The 13,633-nt window shown below is 61.8% G+C and carries 12 protein-coding genes; 3 read left to right on the top strand and 9 right to left on the bottom strand.

Annotated elements, in window-relative coordinates; genetic code table 11:
• The first annotated feature begins 381 nt into the window (after window positions 1-381).
• On the top strand, window positions 382-1,164 hold the full coding sequence (locus tag FZZ93_RS08105; RefSeq protein ID WP_187774490.1) for an AraC family transcriptional regulator: 783 nt from the start codon (window positions 382-384) through the stop codon (window positions 1,162-1,164).
• A gap of 46 nt (window positions 1,165-1,210) precedes the next feature.
• Here FZZ93_RS08105 and FZZ93_RS08100 read toward each other — a convergent pair whose 3' ends face one another.
• The 3 genes from FZZ93_RS08100 to FZZ93_RS08090 all read right to left on the bottom strand — a co-directional run bounded on the left by FZZ93_RS08100 (window position 1,211) and on the right by FZZ93_RS08090 (window position 4,337).
• Window positions 1,211-1,831: a LysE family translocator gene (locus tag FZZ93_RS08100; protein ID WP_149321810.1), complete on the bottom strand. Its 621-nt coding sequence runs from the start codon at window positions 1,829-1,831 to the stop codon at window positions 1,211-1,213.
• Window positions 1,832-2,111: 280 nt separating this feature from the next.
• Entirely contained in the window at window positions 2,112-3,143 is a 1,032-nt protein-coding gene (locus FZZ93_RS08095) for a GlxA family transcriptional regulator (protein WP_149321809.1), read from the bottom strand.
• An 87-nt stretch (window positions 3,144-3,230) separates the two neighbouring features.
• Window positions 3,231-4,337 (bottom strand): FAD-binding oxidoreductase, encoded by a 1,107-nt coding sequence (locus FZZ93_RS08090; protein ID WP_149321808.1) that lies wholly within the window; start codon window positions 4,335-4,337, stop codon window positions 3,231-3,233.
• Between the two features lie 331 nt (window positions 4,338-4,668).
• Between FZZ93_RS08090 and FZZ93_RS08085 the strand changes: the two genes are divergently transcribed.
• Window positions 4,669-5,952: an aromatic ring-hydroxylating oxygenase subunit alpha gene (locus FZZ93_RS08085; RefSeq protein ID WP_149321807.1), complete on the top strand. Its 1,284-nt coding sequence runs from the start codon at window positions 4,669-4,671 to the stop codon at window positions 5,950-5,952.
• 64 nt (window positions 5,953-6,016) lie between these two features.
• Here the strand turns inward: FZZ93_RS08085 and FZZ93_RS08080 are convergent, their stop codons facing one another.
• The 3 genes from FZZ93_RS08080 to FZZ93_RS08070 all read right to left on the bottom strand — a co-directional run bounded on the left by FZZ93_RS08080 (window position 6,017) and on the right by FZZ93_RS08070 (window position 8,332).
• Window positions 6,017-6,256 (bottom strand): hypothetical protein, encoded by a 240-nt coding sequence (locus FZZ93_RS08080; RefSeq protein ID WP_149321806.1) that lies wholly within the window; start codon window positions 6,254-6,256, stop codon window positions 6,017-6,019.
• Between the two features lie 184 nt (window positions 6,257-6,440).
• Window positions 6,441-7,634, bottom strand: coding sequence for a formaldehyde dehydrogenase, glutathione-independent (fdhA, locus tag FZZ93_RS08075; protein WP_149321805.1), 1,194 nt, complete (start codon window positions 7,632-7,634; stop codon window positions 6,441-6,443).
• Window positions 7,635-8,059: 425 nt separating this feature from the next.
• Window positions 8,060-8,332 carry a hypothetical protein gene (locus FZZ93_RS08070; RefSeq protein WP_149321804.1) on the bottom strand — a complete coding sequence of 91 codons (273 nt, stop codon included), beginning with the start codon at window positions 8,330-8,332 and terminating at the stop codon, window positions 8,060-8,062.
• Between the two features lie 601 nt (window positions 8,333-8,933).
• Between FZZ93_RS08070 and FZZ93_RS08065 the strand changes: the two genes are divergently transcribed.
• Window positions 8,934-9,452 (top strand): invasion associated locus B family protein, encoded by a 519-nt coding sequence (locus FZZ93_RS08065; RefSeq protein ID WP_149321803.1) that lies wholly within the window; start codon window positions 8,934-8,936, stop codon window positions 9,450-9,452.
• Between the two features lie 94 nt (window positions 9,453-9,546).
• On the opposite strand, the gene etfB is transcribed toward FZZ93_RS08065, so the two are convergent.
• Genes etfB through FZZ93_RS08050 form a run of 3 tightly spaced genes read right to left on the bottom strand, consistent with a single transcriptional unit; the run spans window position 9,547 to window position 13,590 of the window.
• Window positions 9,547-10,350 (bottom strand): electron transfer flavoprotein subunit beta, encoded by an 804-nt coding sequence (gene etfB, locus FZZ93_RS08060; protein WP_149321802.1) that lies wholly within the window; start codon window positions 10,348-10,350, stop codon window positions 9,547-9,549.
• Window positions 10,340-11,608 carry an electron transfer flavoprotein subunit alpha gene (gene etfA, locus FZZ93_RS08055; protein ID WP_149321801.1) on the bottom strand — a complete coding sequence of 423 codons (1,269 nt, stop codon included), beginning with the start codon at window positions 11,606-11,608 and terminating at the stop codon, window positions 10,340-10,342. Before etfA ends, etfB begins: the two co-directional genes overlap by 11 nt.
• On the bottom strand, window positions 11,608-13,590 hold the full coding sequence (locus FZZ93_RS08050) for a (Fe-S)-binding protein (RefSeq protein WP_149321800.1): 1,983 nt from the start codon (window positions 13,588-13,590) through the stop codon (window positions 11,608-11,610). The genes etfA and FZZ93_RS08050 overlap by 1 nt, the downstream gene beginning before the upstream one ends.
• Window positions 13,591-13,633: the final 43 nt, after the last annotated feature.

Genomic DNA, 13,633 nt, shown 5'->3' with positions numbered 1-13,633 from the left:
TTGGCTTCACAACGTTAAGAAAAAGTGGATCGCACGGCATTCTGCAAACGACACCACCGTCTCCATCAAAGACACCGGCCCTCGACGGCATCGAGGTGCGTCCAGCGAATAGGGGTATTAATAGCCAAGCTCGCCCGGCAAAACTTGAACAAATGCGACAAATTTACCGATATGTTCGCGACAAAATGCATAAGATTATGTTTTTAAACAAATTTAAATGCGCGTCGTTTTTGTATATTTTCATTCCACAATTATCAGCGCCCTTCGACATGTGACATCGAGAGGCAGACGCTATACTGCGCGAAGATGAGCATCGGGTAAGCTCACCCTATGTGCTATGTGGAATGACCCTCCGGTCACGGCCAGGGAGCCATGCGCCTCATGTCGACAACCCAAGTAGACAGGCTCGATACCCCAACGAGCCGGGTAGCACCACATGTGAGCCGCTATGCCTCCGGCAGCCTCATCGCATCCCATACCCACGACACGCTTCAGGTGCTCTATGCCCGTTCGGGAACATTGCAAGTGCACGTCAGGCAGCATGTCTGCGTGGTCGATCCCGGGCGGGCCGCACTGATTCCCCCTGGTATGGAGCATGCGATACGCGTGCGCGAAGATACCGAGATGGCATCGCTCTATTGCAGTGACGCCGCCCTGCCCGATGAATTCCGATCAGTCGCTGTCTCACCCATGACACAAGAGCTCATCCTGCGCACAGTCGAGCGCAGCTCGGAACATGCTTTCCGTGCAGATCGCCACGTCCACCTCTTGGGGCTGCTCTTCGAAGAATTACGCACCCCCGCCCTCACGATTCCCCGCATCCACCTGCCGAATGATCGTCGGGCGGCACGAGTCTGCGAAGAGGTATTAAAGTCTCCGGCAGATCATCCACATCTCGAGAGGCTGGCTGAGAGGGCCGGCGCCAGCCCGCGAACCATCAATCGCCTATTGCGTCGAGAGCTGGGGCTCAGCTTCAGGCAGTGGCGACAGCAAGTCATGATGAACATGGCGATCGACGCCCTGCTGCAAGGTGCATCCGTTTCCAACGTCGCCATCGAACTTGGATATACAAGCGTAAGCGCTTTCTCCTATGCATTCCGCTGCTGGACGGGAGTCTCCCCAACGGCATATGGCAAGCCACAGAATAACCATGTCATTCAATGATCTGGATTCGTGGCACCCTTGAGTACCACATGCTTCATCGCCTGCTCTAGAGCGCCTTCACCGCGAGCCCCACCGCCACCACGCTCAGTAGTACACCAGGACCGCATCGCAACATCATACCGTCATGGGAAGCCACCCAACCCGCGAGCCTGACCGCCAACACGGCATACGCCATCAGGAAGAGCCCATCCAGCAACAAGTAAGTGCTGCTCAAGATAGCAAACTGCAGCCCAACTCCCCCCGCCGGATCAATGAACTGGGGAAAGAGAGCTGCGAAGAAGACAACCGCCTTGGGATTAACGACTGATACGAAAAAACCTTGCACATACAAAGCTCGCCCACTTTTCCTCTTTTCTTCATGTGCCCCTTGGACATGCAGAGGACGGCGCTCAATCAGCGAACGGGTGCCCAGATAGAGCAGGATACTCACCCCAAACCACTGTATGACGACCACCGCTTTTTCATGGCTCTCGATCAGGTACGACAAGCCACTAATCGCAACCAGCATCTGAAGCAGGTTGGCAGTGAGGTCTCCGGCCGCCGTCATGGCTGACCGGGGCAGACCTGACGACAGACTGTTTGCCAGCATGAGGAGTTGGCTCGGTCCCGGGGTGCTCATCAAGAGCAGCACAGTACCGATATAGAGATACCAGGTATCGATAGTCATCGGCGCCTCCCTCCTGCTCGATTTCTATGCAGAAGTGTCGGATCGGAGCACTGCCGCGCCGATATCAAACTTCTCTTGATCCGACGGAGAACACACCTCCCGCGACACATACACAGCATCCCGTTTCAGAGACACCGACATTCACGACAAGCGGACACGATGTGTCGAGAAGACGACAAGGGATCTAATGAAGTATCTCGCAGGCTGGCATGATCTCAACGCGCCATGACGGGCAGACAGCAAGGCGACGCCTGTAACACAACGCCTCCGAGACAAAACGCTAGGAAAGCCCATGCTCCCCGACATGCAAAAAGAAGGGATCCACCGGGGCCGCTCCCTCCCCGGCTGTCTTGCGTACCGCTGTAGGCGTAGTCCCGAAGGCATCACGAAAGTGGCGGGAGAAATGGGCGGTATCGGCGAAGCCGCAGCGCTCGCCGATCTCGGTGACGCTCTTGGCGGTGTAGTGCAACAACCAGAGGCCGTAACGAAGCCGAAGGTCGCGGGCGAATTTCTGGGGGCCGACACCCAGTTCCTCGCGGAACTTGCGCTCGATGTTGCGCCGCGAGGTGCCGATGCGCCTGGCCAATTCATCGACTGTTATCGTCTGGCCCAGGTGTTGTTCGATGATGTCGATGGCCCGACGCACCAGCCGGTCGGCCACCTTGTCGAAGATCACCGGCTGGGGCTGCGGATGGTCCCCGCGACGCGCCTCGTCGATGAGCATGATGTGCAAGCTCTTCATGGCCCAGGCCTTGCCCAGGTGACGTTCCACCAGATAGGCCGCCAGGTCGGCGGCGGCGGTGCCACCGGCACACGTCAATCGACTGCCGTCATCGATGAACAGGCGATCCGCCACCGGCTCGATATCGGGGAAGCGCCGCGTCAGGTCGCCATGGTGGTACCAACTGACACAACAGCGGCGCCCTCCCATCACCCCCGCCTTGATCAGCGCGAACACGCCAGTGCACACGCCAACGAGCGGCACGCCCGCCTGGGCAGCCCGACGCAGGTAGGCAATCGCCGTTTCGTCCACATCGTCATGTTCGTCCTGCACGCCACCGATGGTCACGATATAGTCGAATTCCGTTGGTTCACGGAAGGCCGTACAGGGCGTGATCGCCGCCCCGCAACTGGAGATGGCATCCTGACCGGCACTGGTCATGAACACCCAGTGGCAGCGTAACTGCCGACTGCGGTCGCCCTCGTCCGCGGCCAGCCGCAGGCAATCGACGAAGGCCGCGAAGGGCAGCATCGTGAAACGTCGCAACAGCACGAAGCCGACCGAAAGCGGCGGCGCGAGAGAATCGGTCATGATGGCCTCTTGAACGTATACGACCGGGCACTTTTCAGTGTCCCGGTCGTTGGACGATGGCGCAATCCCTCTGGGGCGAGAGTCGACTCAGAAGTCTACCACCACATTGCCCAGTGGCTTGCTGCAGCAGGAGAGGATGTAACCCTCCTCGACGTCCTCCTCGGTGATCCCGCCATTGTGCTCCATTTCCACCTGGCCGGAGGACAGTCCCACTCGACATGTGCCGCAGATCCCCATGCCACACGCCTTGGGAATGTGCAGGCCAAGCTTTGAGGCAGCGGCATGCACGGTTTCGTTTGGCAGGATCTTCACGCTCTTGCCGGTGGCACTGAACTCGACGGTGACCAGGTCGGCGGCATCGACTTCTTCCGCCTCGGCCTCGGCCTGCTCGACGTTCTCGATGACTTCTTCCTGGACATCCATTGGCGTGGCACCGAAGGACTCCTCATGGTAATGCGCCATGTCGAAGCCGTTGGCCTTCAGCAGTTGCTTGACGGCATTCATGTAAGGCGTGGGGCCACAGCAGAAGATCTCCCGATCCATGAAGTCCGGCGCCATCAGCTCGAGCATCGCCTGATTCAGGTAACCGCGGAAACCCGACCAGGCCTCGCCCAGCTCGTCGCCCCGCTCGCAGACGATATGCAGCTTGAATTCGGGAATCCGCGAGAAGATATGTTCCAGCTCACGATGAAAGATCAGATCCTTGGGCGTTCTCGCGCTGTGCACGAACTGCAGATCGACGGCGGCATTGGTGTCGAACAACCAGCGCACCATGGACATCAACGGCGTGACCCCTACGCCGCCGGAAAGCATCAGCACCTTGTCGGTTGGATAGTCGATGATATTGAAGTTGCCGACCGGTCCATGCACCGCCAGTTCGTCGTTGATGCTCAGGTTGTCGTGCAGCCAGTTGGACACCACGCCGCCCGGCATGCGCTTGACGGTGATCGAGAAGCTGTAGGGAACCGACGGCGAACTGGAAATGGTGTAGGAGCGCATGATCGGCTCGCCATTGATCTCCAGTTCCAGGGTGACGAACTGCCCCGGCTTGAAGAAGAACATGACCGGCTGTTCGGCCATGAAACAGAAGGTACGGGTATCCCAGGTCTCCTGGATCACCTTGACGCAACGCACCAGATGGCGGCCATTGGTCCAGGTCTGGGTAGTGACGGGGTTGAGAAAGTTCATTGTCATCGTCGCGTCGCCTAGGCTGCAGCATGGAGGTGTCCGACCGCGGTACCCGCCTGCCGTTGAGCGAATTCTGCGCAGCCCCTCGCTTATCGGCTTGCCTGTCAGCGACACAGGCATATCCGTGGCATCCAGAGGCACCAATTTTTCTCGCATCCCGCGTCGCAACTGCATCGACTTGCGTCGTCGGTAGACAACTCCCGCATCCGGCGCTGTTCCACACTCGCTTCCAATCCGCCACGACCTACACCGTCGCGCGGCCCACACGACCCTGACCGGCTCCCAACCCTACAATCCTGAGGTCACGCGAGTGGCCCTGCAATGAGGAAGTGCTTCCATGGATTCCCTGTCCCCCGCCCGTCTGGATGATCCCCTGGCTGCGGCTCGCGATGCCACGGCCGAGATGTTGACGCAGCGCCGTCGCCACTTCTCGTTGCCACAGCCGTTCTACAACGACGAACGGTTGTTCCAGCTGGATATCCAGGAGATCTTCTCGAAAGAGTGGCTGTTCGCTGGCCTGACCTGCGAGCTTCCCTCCAAGGGGAATTTCATCACCCTTGAGATCGGGGACAATCCGGTGGTCATCGTGCGCGGTAACAATGGCGAGATACACGCGTTCCACAACGTCTGCCGGCACCGCGGTTCGCGGCTGTGCCTGAAGGACAGCGGCAAGGTCGCCAAGCTGGTCTGCCCCTATCACCAGTGGACCTACGAACTCGACGGGCGCCTACTGTTCGCCGGTACCGACATGGGGCCGGACTTCGACCTTTCCGCCTACGGCTTGAAGCCCGTGCATGTCAGGACCGCCGGCGGCTACATCTTCATCAGCCTGGCCGAACAGCCACCGGCCATCGATGAGTTGCTGGAGACTATGGAGCATTACCTCGACCTCTACGACATGGATAACGTCAAGGTGGCCGTGGAATCCAGCATCGTCGAGCAGGCCAACTGGAAACTGGTAATCGAGAACAACCGGGAGTGCTACCACTGCAACGGCGCACACCCGGAACTGCTCAACTCCCTGCAGGAATTCGACGACAGCGAAGACCCTCGCGCCACGCCGGCCTACAAGGAACTGGTGGCGCGCAAGCAAGGGGATTGGCAAGCCATGGGCGTGCCCTGGGAGCTCAAGCGGTTAGGCCGACGCAACCGTCTGACCCGCACTCCCCTGCTGGACGGCACTGTCTCGATGACCATGGATGGCAAGCAGGCCTGCAAGAAGCTGATGGGAAGATTGCCGAGCCCCGACCTCGGCGTGTTGCGCATCCTGCACCTGCCCAATTCCTGGAACCATTTCATGGGCGATCACGCCGTGGTCTTCCGGGTCCTGCCGCTGGGACCGCAGAAAACGGTGGTGACCACCAAGTGGCTGGTGCACAAGGATGCTGTCGAGGGCGTCGATTACGATCCCGAGCAAATGCGTCGCGTCTGGGACGCCACCAACGACCAGGATCGTCGACTCGCCGAGGAGAACCAGCGCGGCATCAACTCCTCCGCCTATGAGCCGGGCCCCTACTCCAAGAGTTTCGAATTCGGCGTGATCGACTTCGTCGACTGGTACAGCGAGCGCATGCTGGAAAATCTCGGCTACGCCTCCCACCTGAGCCTGGCAGAAGGATAATCGCAGCCTGACGCTATCGTCGGCCCCGTCTCTCGGGGCCGACGGCATTCAGGGCCGAATCAACTCAACGCAGCCCGGGTAGAAGAAAGCGCTCGATGGCCGCTCTCACCGAGGGCAGCAACACATCCGCCTTGCCCATCATTTCGCGCACCAGTTCCTGCAGCCCTGGCACCCCCACTTCCATATGCTTGCGCAGCGCCATCCGCGCACAGGTTTCGGGACAGGCGTGCTCAGGGATGCGCACCCCCAATGCGACCAGCCGGTCGCGAAAGTCGTCCCCATCGATCAGCTCAACGATCATCATCGCGTCATCCTCCCTTCGGCCATCGCCGCATCGACGTATCCCGGCACGATGCTGGGCCGCGATGCGCGTGACGCTTTGCTATTGACGAAGATTGGCATCGTCCCGCGGGACAGGCAATGCCAAAAGAGGTCCACCCGGAAAACCGGGTGGACCTCGTCGAGCCACCATATCGTCGCCTTCGACCTCAGGCAGCGACACTGCCATGAGGATCCATGACGAATTTCTTCGCCGCGCCACCGTCGAAGTCGGCATACCCTTTGGGCGCTTCATCCAGAGTGATCATCTGCACATTGACCGCGTCAGCGATCTTGACCTTATCGAACAGGATCGCCTGCATCAGCGGACGGTGATATTTCATGACCGGGCACTGACCGGTATGGAAGGAATGGGATTTCGCCCAGCCCTGGCCGAAGCGCATGCTCAGAGCGCCTTGCTTGGCGGCTTCGTCAGCGGCACCGGGATCTTCGGTCACGTACAGGCCCGGAATGCCGATCTGCCCGCCAGCACGCGTCAGCGACATCGCGGAGTTCAGCACGGTTGCGGGTGCCTCCTTGCCGTGGTTGCAGCCACAGGCGTGAGCCTCGAAACCGACACAGTCGACGAAGGCATCAACCTCGCGCTCGCCCAGGATCACCTCAATCTTGTCGGCCATGTCACCATCCTGGGTCAGGTCAATGGTCTCGCAGCCGAAGCTGCGGGCCTGGGCCAGGCGTTCCTCGACCATGTCGCCGACGATCACGCAGGCCGCACCCAGCAGCTGCGCGGATACCGCCGCGGCCAGACCAACCGGACCGGCGCCGGCGATGTAAACGGTGCTGCCCGGGCCGACGCCAGCGGTGACACAACCATGGAAGCCGGTAGGGAAGATATCGGACAGCAGGGTCAGGTCACGGATCTTTTCCATCGCCTGATCGGCATCCGGGAATTTCAGCAGGTTGAAGTCGGCATAAGGCACCATGACGTAGTCGGTTTGGCCACCGGACCAACCACCCATGTCGACGTAACCGTAAGCGGCACCGGGACGCGCCGGGTTGACGTTGAGACAGATGCCGGTCTGGCCTTCCTTGCAGTTACGGCAGCGACCGCAGGCGATATTGAAGGGTACCGAGACCAGATCGCCCGGCTTGATGAACTCGACATCGCGTCCGGCTTCAATGACGATGCCCGTGATTTCGTGGCCGAGAACCAACCCCTCGGGGGCCGTGGTGCGGCCTCGTACCATATGCTGGTCACTGCCACAGATGTTGGTGGTCACGACCTTGAGAATCACGCCGTGCTGGCATTTGCGATTGCCAAGCGCAAGTTCCGGGTAGGGAATCGACTCGACGGCGACTTGCCCTGCGCCCTTGTAGACGACACCGCGGTTGGCTGTGCTCATGGTTATCTTCCTTCGGCTTGTGGTGAGAGGCGGAATCTCCGCCTCTCGACCATAGCCCCTCCACGGAAGCGGACTGTTCCCAGCGAGTCACTGTCATGTCAAAACGAGACATCGTTTGTCGGCACGCCCGAGCACGAAGCGTTCCCGCTCGAGAGCCGACGGAAGTGGCCAGCTCCTCCGCCAGTTCGGTTGGACCGGGGACGGAATGAAACGGCGGGGCCGTTACCTCGACCCCGTCGTCTCGTCGAAATACCGCGGCCGCATCCGGCGACCGCGGCATCCCTAGGTACTGTCTTAAAAGTCGACGAGCGAAGGTTAGGCAAGGCGAAAATCTTCGAAAACGCGGAGTTTACAAGGCGTAAATGAGCATTTTGAGAAGATTTTCAACGTCGTATAACCGAGCGCAGGCAGTTTTCAGACAATGCCTAGGTCAGGGCCATGCCACAGTGTGGACAGACCTCGGCGCCGCTGCGCCGCGCGGCCACCGGCGGCCTGCCAGTCAAGGGGGCGGCGGCATCCGTGCGGCGTGGGGCCGGCACAATGCTCGGATTGAGTGGCCGAACGACGCCGCCCTCGACATGCAGCCCGATGTCACGCAGCAGGTGCGCATTAAGCCGGGTCAGGGGTTCGGGGGATACACGACGACGCGAGCCGCCCAGATACCGGGGCAGGCGATGGAACAGTGAGAAAAGCATCATATCTCGGTCTCCTTCGTTGAATGTCGAGGAGGCCGGGATCTTGTCGAGGCGGGTGATGATCACCCGAACAGCATGGCACAGGCCGCGGCAAGATCCGCGGCCTGCGAGGAGTCAGACTCGTTCGACAGCACGCGGACAGGCAAGAACTCGCCAATCATGCGATTGCATGATGGCAAGGCCATAACCTGCTGCTGTGCTCGGATGAACCATGTCATCGACTCGTCTGAAACGTTGGTTGGCACCGATCCTGAATATGAACCGGTGCTTATCTTTTACTTCGCTGATCGAAGCGCTGTCAACCATCCAGCGGCAGCCATCCAGCGGCAACCGGGGGCCACGACATCGACGCATGTCGCGGCGTCATCCACTTGCGTTTTTCACCCTTGTTCAAGCGACTGCGGTTGCCCGATACAGGGACATTGATTTACAAAGAGTCTCGAGATGAACGAGTGGTGCATTTCCGGTCATGACAAGGGCATGGAATTGTCCCGATACGGGAAGCCACCGACATCGCCTCCTGGCGAATTCGCTGCGGAGGTGATAGTCATGTTGAACCACTTCAGCGATACGGATTCGCTGTCACCACAGGAGATCGCCGCATATGTTTGACCGCCTCGTACCGCGCCTCTGTCTTGCCGCGTTACTTTCACTGATGGCCTTCGTGCCCCAGGCCTTCGCCCAGCAACAGCCGACAGGCAACGCTAACGTCAACACCCAGCAGTTCCAGGATTGGGAAGTGATCTGCCCACAGGACGCCAGCCAGGGTCCCTGCACCATGAATCAGATCATCAACAATGCCGACAGCGACCAGCCGATGATGCGCGTGGTCATCGCCAATCCGCCCCAGGTCGACAGTCCGGTAATGACCTTCCTGATGCCGCTGGGTGTTCGCCTGGCACCGGGCCTGCAACTCAGCGTCGATAACGGCGAGCCGGTTCAGTTCCCTTACCAGGTCTGCCAGCAACAGGGCTGCCGCGCCGATGTCCCGCTCCAGTCCTCGCTGTTGCAAAGCCTGCGTGGCGGCAGCACGGCAACCCTGAGCCTGATCGCGCCGAACGGTCAGCGCATGGACATGAATATCTCGCTGATGGGCTTCACCAGCGCCATGGCCGAGATCTAATTCTCGTTCCGGGTATCGGCAACACGCAAACGGCGGCCTTCGGGCCGCCGTTTGCGTGTCATAACGCCATCTTGCGGGCGCACTTCCTCTGGCATCAACGCAGCACTTCTTCCTCACGCAGCAGCTTGAGGATCGCCTCGGCGCCCTGCTCCGGCGTGACATCCGTCAGCACCTGACCGCCACCGCCTTCAGCCTTGGCCGCCGCAGCCTTGAAACGATCCCGAGCCGATGCCGCCTTGACGATCTTCAGACGCTTGGGACGCTTGCGGGCGGGCTGCACCTGCCACTGGTCCCATTCCTCGTCATGGCTGACCGATCCAGCGATCGTCTCGAAGCTTCCGCGGCGTGCCGGTCCATAGGCACTCTGACGAGGCGCGGGAGCCGCACCGTCGACGGTAACGATGGCTGGCAGACGCACCTTGAGACGCCGCCGCTGCCCGCGCGGCAAGGCTTGCAGCAGGGTCGCCACGCCATCCTCGACGCCTTCCACCGCCGCCAGGCCACTCACCAGGGGCCATCCGAGACGCTCGGCCAGCAGGTAGGGCAACAATCCCGATCCTTCTCCGCATTCGGCACGTTCGCCGGTGATCACCAGATGTGGCGAGGCCGCGTCCAGAGCTTCGGCAAGCGCGGGAAGCACATCGGCGCCTTCAGGCTGCTCGAGCAACGACAGTTCGGAGAAACCCATGCCCAGATAGCCTCGCAACGCCGGCTCACTCGCCTCTGCCAGCTCACCGGCATGCAACAGGCTTACCTCGGCGTTCGCCAGCGACCTCGCCAGCTCCACGCCCCGAGCATCCTGATCGGCACGCCTCGCCCTGCCGGTCACCGGATGACGACCGATGGAAACCAGCGCCGTCACCTCCAGCGCTGGCATCATGGTTGTGTCAGGCCGCATCGCGTTTCTCCTCTCGCGCTTGTTCCACCAGAGTGACCAGAGCCTCGAGTATCCGGGCCGAATCACCGATCACCGCCAGATCGGCACGCTTGATCATGTCGCACCCCGGATCCATGTTGATCGCTACCACTTTCTCGCACGTCTGGATGCCCTGCAGATGCTGGATGGCACCACTGATGCCCACGGCCACATAGACCCGGGCCGTCACCCAAGTGCCGGTGGCGCCAACCTGACGGTCGCGTGCCATGAAGCCATCGTCCACCGCCACTCGGGACGCCCCTTCGGTGGCCCCCAATACCTCGGCGGCGTGATGATAGCCTTCCCAATCCTTGACGCCATTGCCGGCGGACAGGATGAACTCGGCCTCGGACAGGGCGACACCGGATGGATCGACCGGTACCTGACCGAGGTCCTCAATGCGTGACAACATCGACGGCAACGGCTGGGGCAAGGCCAACTCGTCGGCGGCATGGCGCGTCTCGCTGACCGGCTCGGCACATTCGGCCAGGGCCAGCGCGACCCGCGGCAGGGGGCGCTGTATATCCACCGACTCCGCAGCGCCCCGCGCGATGCAGCGCCATCCCGAAGGGATTTCAGCATCCGCCTCGACTTGCCAGACACCCGTCGCCGGCCGCTCGCCGAGGCGTGCCGCCAGGCGCCGCCCCATCTCACCGCCGCCCAGTTTGGAGTCCGGCAACAGCCAATACCGGGGCGCCCAGGCCTGCTCGACCATTGCCAGAGCACCCAACCGCGCCTCGGGCGCATAGCCCGTCACGTCCGACGAGTCGAGATGCAGCAGGCGGTCGATGCCCGCCTCGTCGAAACTCGTCTCCTTGTGGGAACCGAAAATGACGGCCACGACAGCGCCCTGCTCATCCGAGTTCGCATCGGCAAAGCGGCGCGCTAGACCGAGCAGGTCCCGGTCATGGCTGCTCAGGCGGCCACCGGCCATGTCCGGCACCACCACGACCGTAAAGGCCGGGTCATCGATCTCGACCAGCGGCTTCTGGACCACGGTCGACGTCGAAGTTCCACCGCCAGCCACGCCCTGCTGGGCACCACTGCGGTCGATTCGCTTGATGCCATTGGGACCGATGAAGCCTATCGCATGGGGGTTACGACGGAGCACACCGTTCGGCCCCATCCATTCGCTGGTCGCCCCCTGGCCCAACTCCGCCAGAACTTCCAGATGCTGCGGATGCAGGCGATTGCGGGCGATCCATTCCTTGCGCGGGTCGCGCCGGTTGATATCACTCATCACGCCACCTCCTCAGCCAATGGCTGCCGGGTCGACGCCGGTCCGGGCGTGCTGGAAGGCGCGCCTTCGACCAGGGCATCCGCCACCAGCTCGGCGATGTCGCGGACCTCGGCATCGCTGTCGACCACGCCTTCCAGCATGGCCGTGCACTGCGGGCAGCCAACGGCGACCAGGTCGGCACCGGTTTCCTGAACATCGCCCATGCGCATGTCGGGAATCCGCTGCTTGCCAGGCACATCGGTGATCGGCGCACCGCCACCACCGCCGCAACAGCGCGAGCGGAAGCCGGAACGTTGCATTTCGGCCACCTCGATGCCCAACGCCTTGAGCACATTGCGCGGCGCCTCGAACTCGCCGTTGTAGCGGCCGAGATAGCAGGGATCGTGATAGGTCACACGTCCTCCTTTCCAGGCGCGGAAATCGAGGCGTCCGGCATCGTACAATTCGGCGATGAAGGTGCTGTGGTGGGAGACCGCATAGTCGCCACCCAACTCGCCATACTCGTTGCCCAGCACATGGAAGCTGTGCGGGTCGCAGGTAACGATGCGCTCGAAGCGATACTTCGACAGCGTGGCGATATTGCGACGGGCCAGCGACTGGAAGGTCGCCTCGTCGCCCAATCGGCGCGCCACATCGCCACTGTCCCGCTCCTCGTCGCCCAGCACCGCGAAGTCGACTCCGGCGGCACGCAGCACCTTGATCAGGGCACGCAGGGTCCGTTGGTTACGCATGTCGTAGGCGCCATCACCCAGCCACAGCAGTACTTCGGCCTGGCCGCACTGTGACATCAATGGCAGCTCCAGGTCGGCGGCCCAGTGCATCCGCGCACCGGGGTCGAAGCCGCCAGGGTTGTCGGTGGCGATCAGGTTGTCGAGCACTTCGGCGCCCTTGCCAGGCGTCTGGCCATGCTCCAGGGTCAGGAAGCGCCGCATGTCGACGATGGCATCGACGTGTTCGATCATCATCGGACATTCCTCGACACAAGCCCGGCAGGTGGTACAGGACCACAGCGTCTCGGCGTCGACCAGCGCCTTGCCTTCCCGGGCCACAATGGGGCCGTGGGGCGAGCCATGATGCTCGCCTACCGGCCGATCCGGATAGGGGCTGCCGGCATACCGAGCATCGCTGCCACCGGCCATGCCCACTACCATGTCCTGAATCAGTTTCTTGGGGTTGAGCGGCTGGCCCGCGGCGAAGGCCGGGCACACCGCCTCGCAACGCCCGCACTGTACGCAAGCGTCGAATCCCAGCAACTGGTTCCAGGTGAAATCGGCAGGCTTCTCGACGCCCAGGGTGGCGTTCTCGTCGTCCAGGTTCAGTGCTTTGAGACCGGTAGAGCGCTTACCCTCGCCCTCCTTGGTGGAAAACCGCTCAGCACGGCGATGGAAGGCCAGATGCAGGGCGCCGGCAAAGGCATGCTTCATAGGCCCGCCCCATGCCATGCCGAAGACCATCTCGCCCAGGCCCCAGGCCAGCACGGCAGCCAGCACCAGCGCTAGAATCCAGCTCCCAAAGTCCTCGGGCAACAGGCCCACAGCGGGCAAGGTAATAACGAAGACGCTCAGCGAAAAAGCCATCAGACTCTTGGGCAAGCGCATCCAGGGCCCCCGGGAAAGGCGGGCCGGCGGGTTACGGCGACGGCGTGCCACAAACAGGCTGCCAACAAACATGGTGGCACTGGCGGCCAGCAGCAGCCAACCGAGCACCCCCTCGGCCAGCCCGAAACCATGCACCAGAACCATCAGCACGGCCGCGGCGACGAAGCCACCAGCGGTGGCCACGTGGGTATTGGACATCACTTTGTCGCGTGCCACGACATGGTGCAGGTCCACCAGATAACGACGCGGCATGGCGGCAAGACCGCGCAGCAAATCGACCCTGGCGGGCCGCCCCTGGCGCCACAGGCGAACGCGTCGCACCGCGCCGACCGCAGCCAGCGCCAGGACGGAGAAGATCAATATCGGCAGGAGGGTGTCGAGCATGGTGCTCACCTCGTCTCAGGAGCCGTGGGTTTTGGTATCGGGG

Source organism: Halomonas eurihalina, assembly GCF_008274785.1.
GTDB classification, from domain to species: domain Bacteria; phylum Pseudomonadota; class Gammaproteobacteria; order Pseudomonadales; family Halomonadaceae; genus Halomonas; species Halomonas eurihalina.
Note: the sequence above shows the minus strand (reverse complement) of the source record. Positions and strands in the feature narration are given on the sequence as shown.

Bases quoted from the DNA above. Each gene is read 5' to 3' on its own strand.
- FZZ93_RS08090 (WP_149321808.1), bottom strand. From the start codon at position 4,337: ATGACAATGAACTTTCTCAACCCCGTCACTACCCAGACCTGGACCAAT.
- etfA (WP_149321801.1), bottom strand. From the start codon at position 11,608: ATGAGTGATATCAACCGGCGCGACCCGCGCAAGGAATGGATCGCCCGC.
- FZZ93_RS08050 (WP_149321800.1), bottom strand. From the start codon at position 13,590: ATGCTCGACACCCTCCTGCCGATATTGATCTTCTCCGTCCTGGCGCTG.
- FZZ93_RS08095 (WP_149321809.1), bottom strand. From the start codon at position 3,143: ATGACCGATTCTCTCGCGCCGCCGCTTTCGGTCGGCTTCGTGCTGTTG.
- FZZ93_RS08065 (WP_149321803.1), top strand. From the start codon at position 8,934: ATGTTTGACCGCCTCGTACCGCGCCTCTGTCTTGCCGCGTTACTTTCA.
- fdhA (WP_149321805.1), bottom strand. From the start codon at position 7,634: ATGAGCACAGCCAACCGCGGTGTCGTCTACAAGGGCGCAGGGCAAGTC.
- FZZ93_RS08100 (WP_149321810.1), bottom strand. From the start codon at position 1,831: ATGACTATCGATACCTGGTATCTCTATATCGGTACTGTGCTGCTCTTG.
- FZZ93_RS08080 (WP_149321806.1), bottom strand. From the start codon at position 6,256: ATGATGATCGTTGAGCTGATCGATGGGGACGACTTTCGCGACCGGCTG.
- etfB (WP_149321802.1), bottom strand. From the start codon at position 10,350: ATGCGGCCTGACACAACCATGATGCCAGCGCTGGAGGTGACGGCGCTG.
- FZZ93_RS08070 (WP_149321804.1), bottom strand. From the start codon at position 8,332: ATGATGCTTTTCTCACTGTTCCATCGCCTGCCCCGGTATCTGGGCGGC.
- FZZ93_RS08105 (WP_187774490.1), top strand. From the start codon at position 382: ATGTCGACAACCCAAGTAGACAGGCTCGATACCCCAACGAGCCGGGTA.
- FZZ93_RS08085 (WP_149321807.1), top strand. From the start codon at position 4,669: ATGGATTCCCTGTCCCCCGCCCGTCTGGATGATCCCCTGGCTGCGGCT.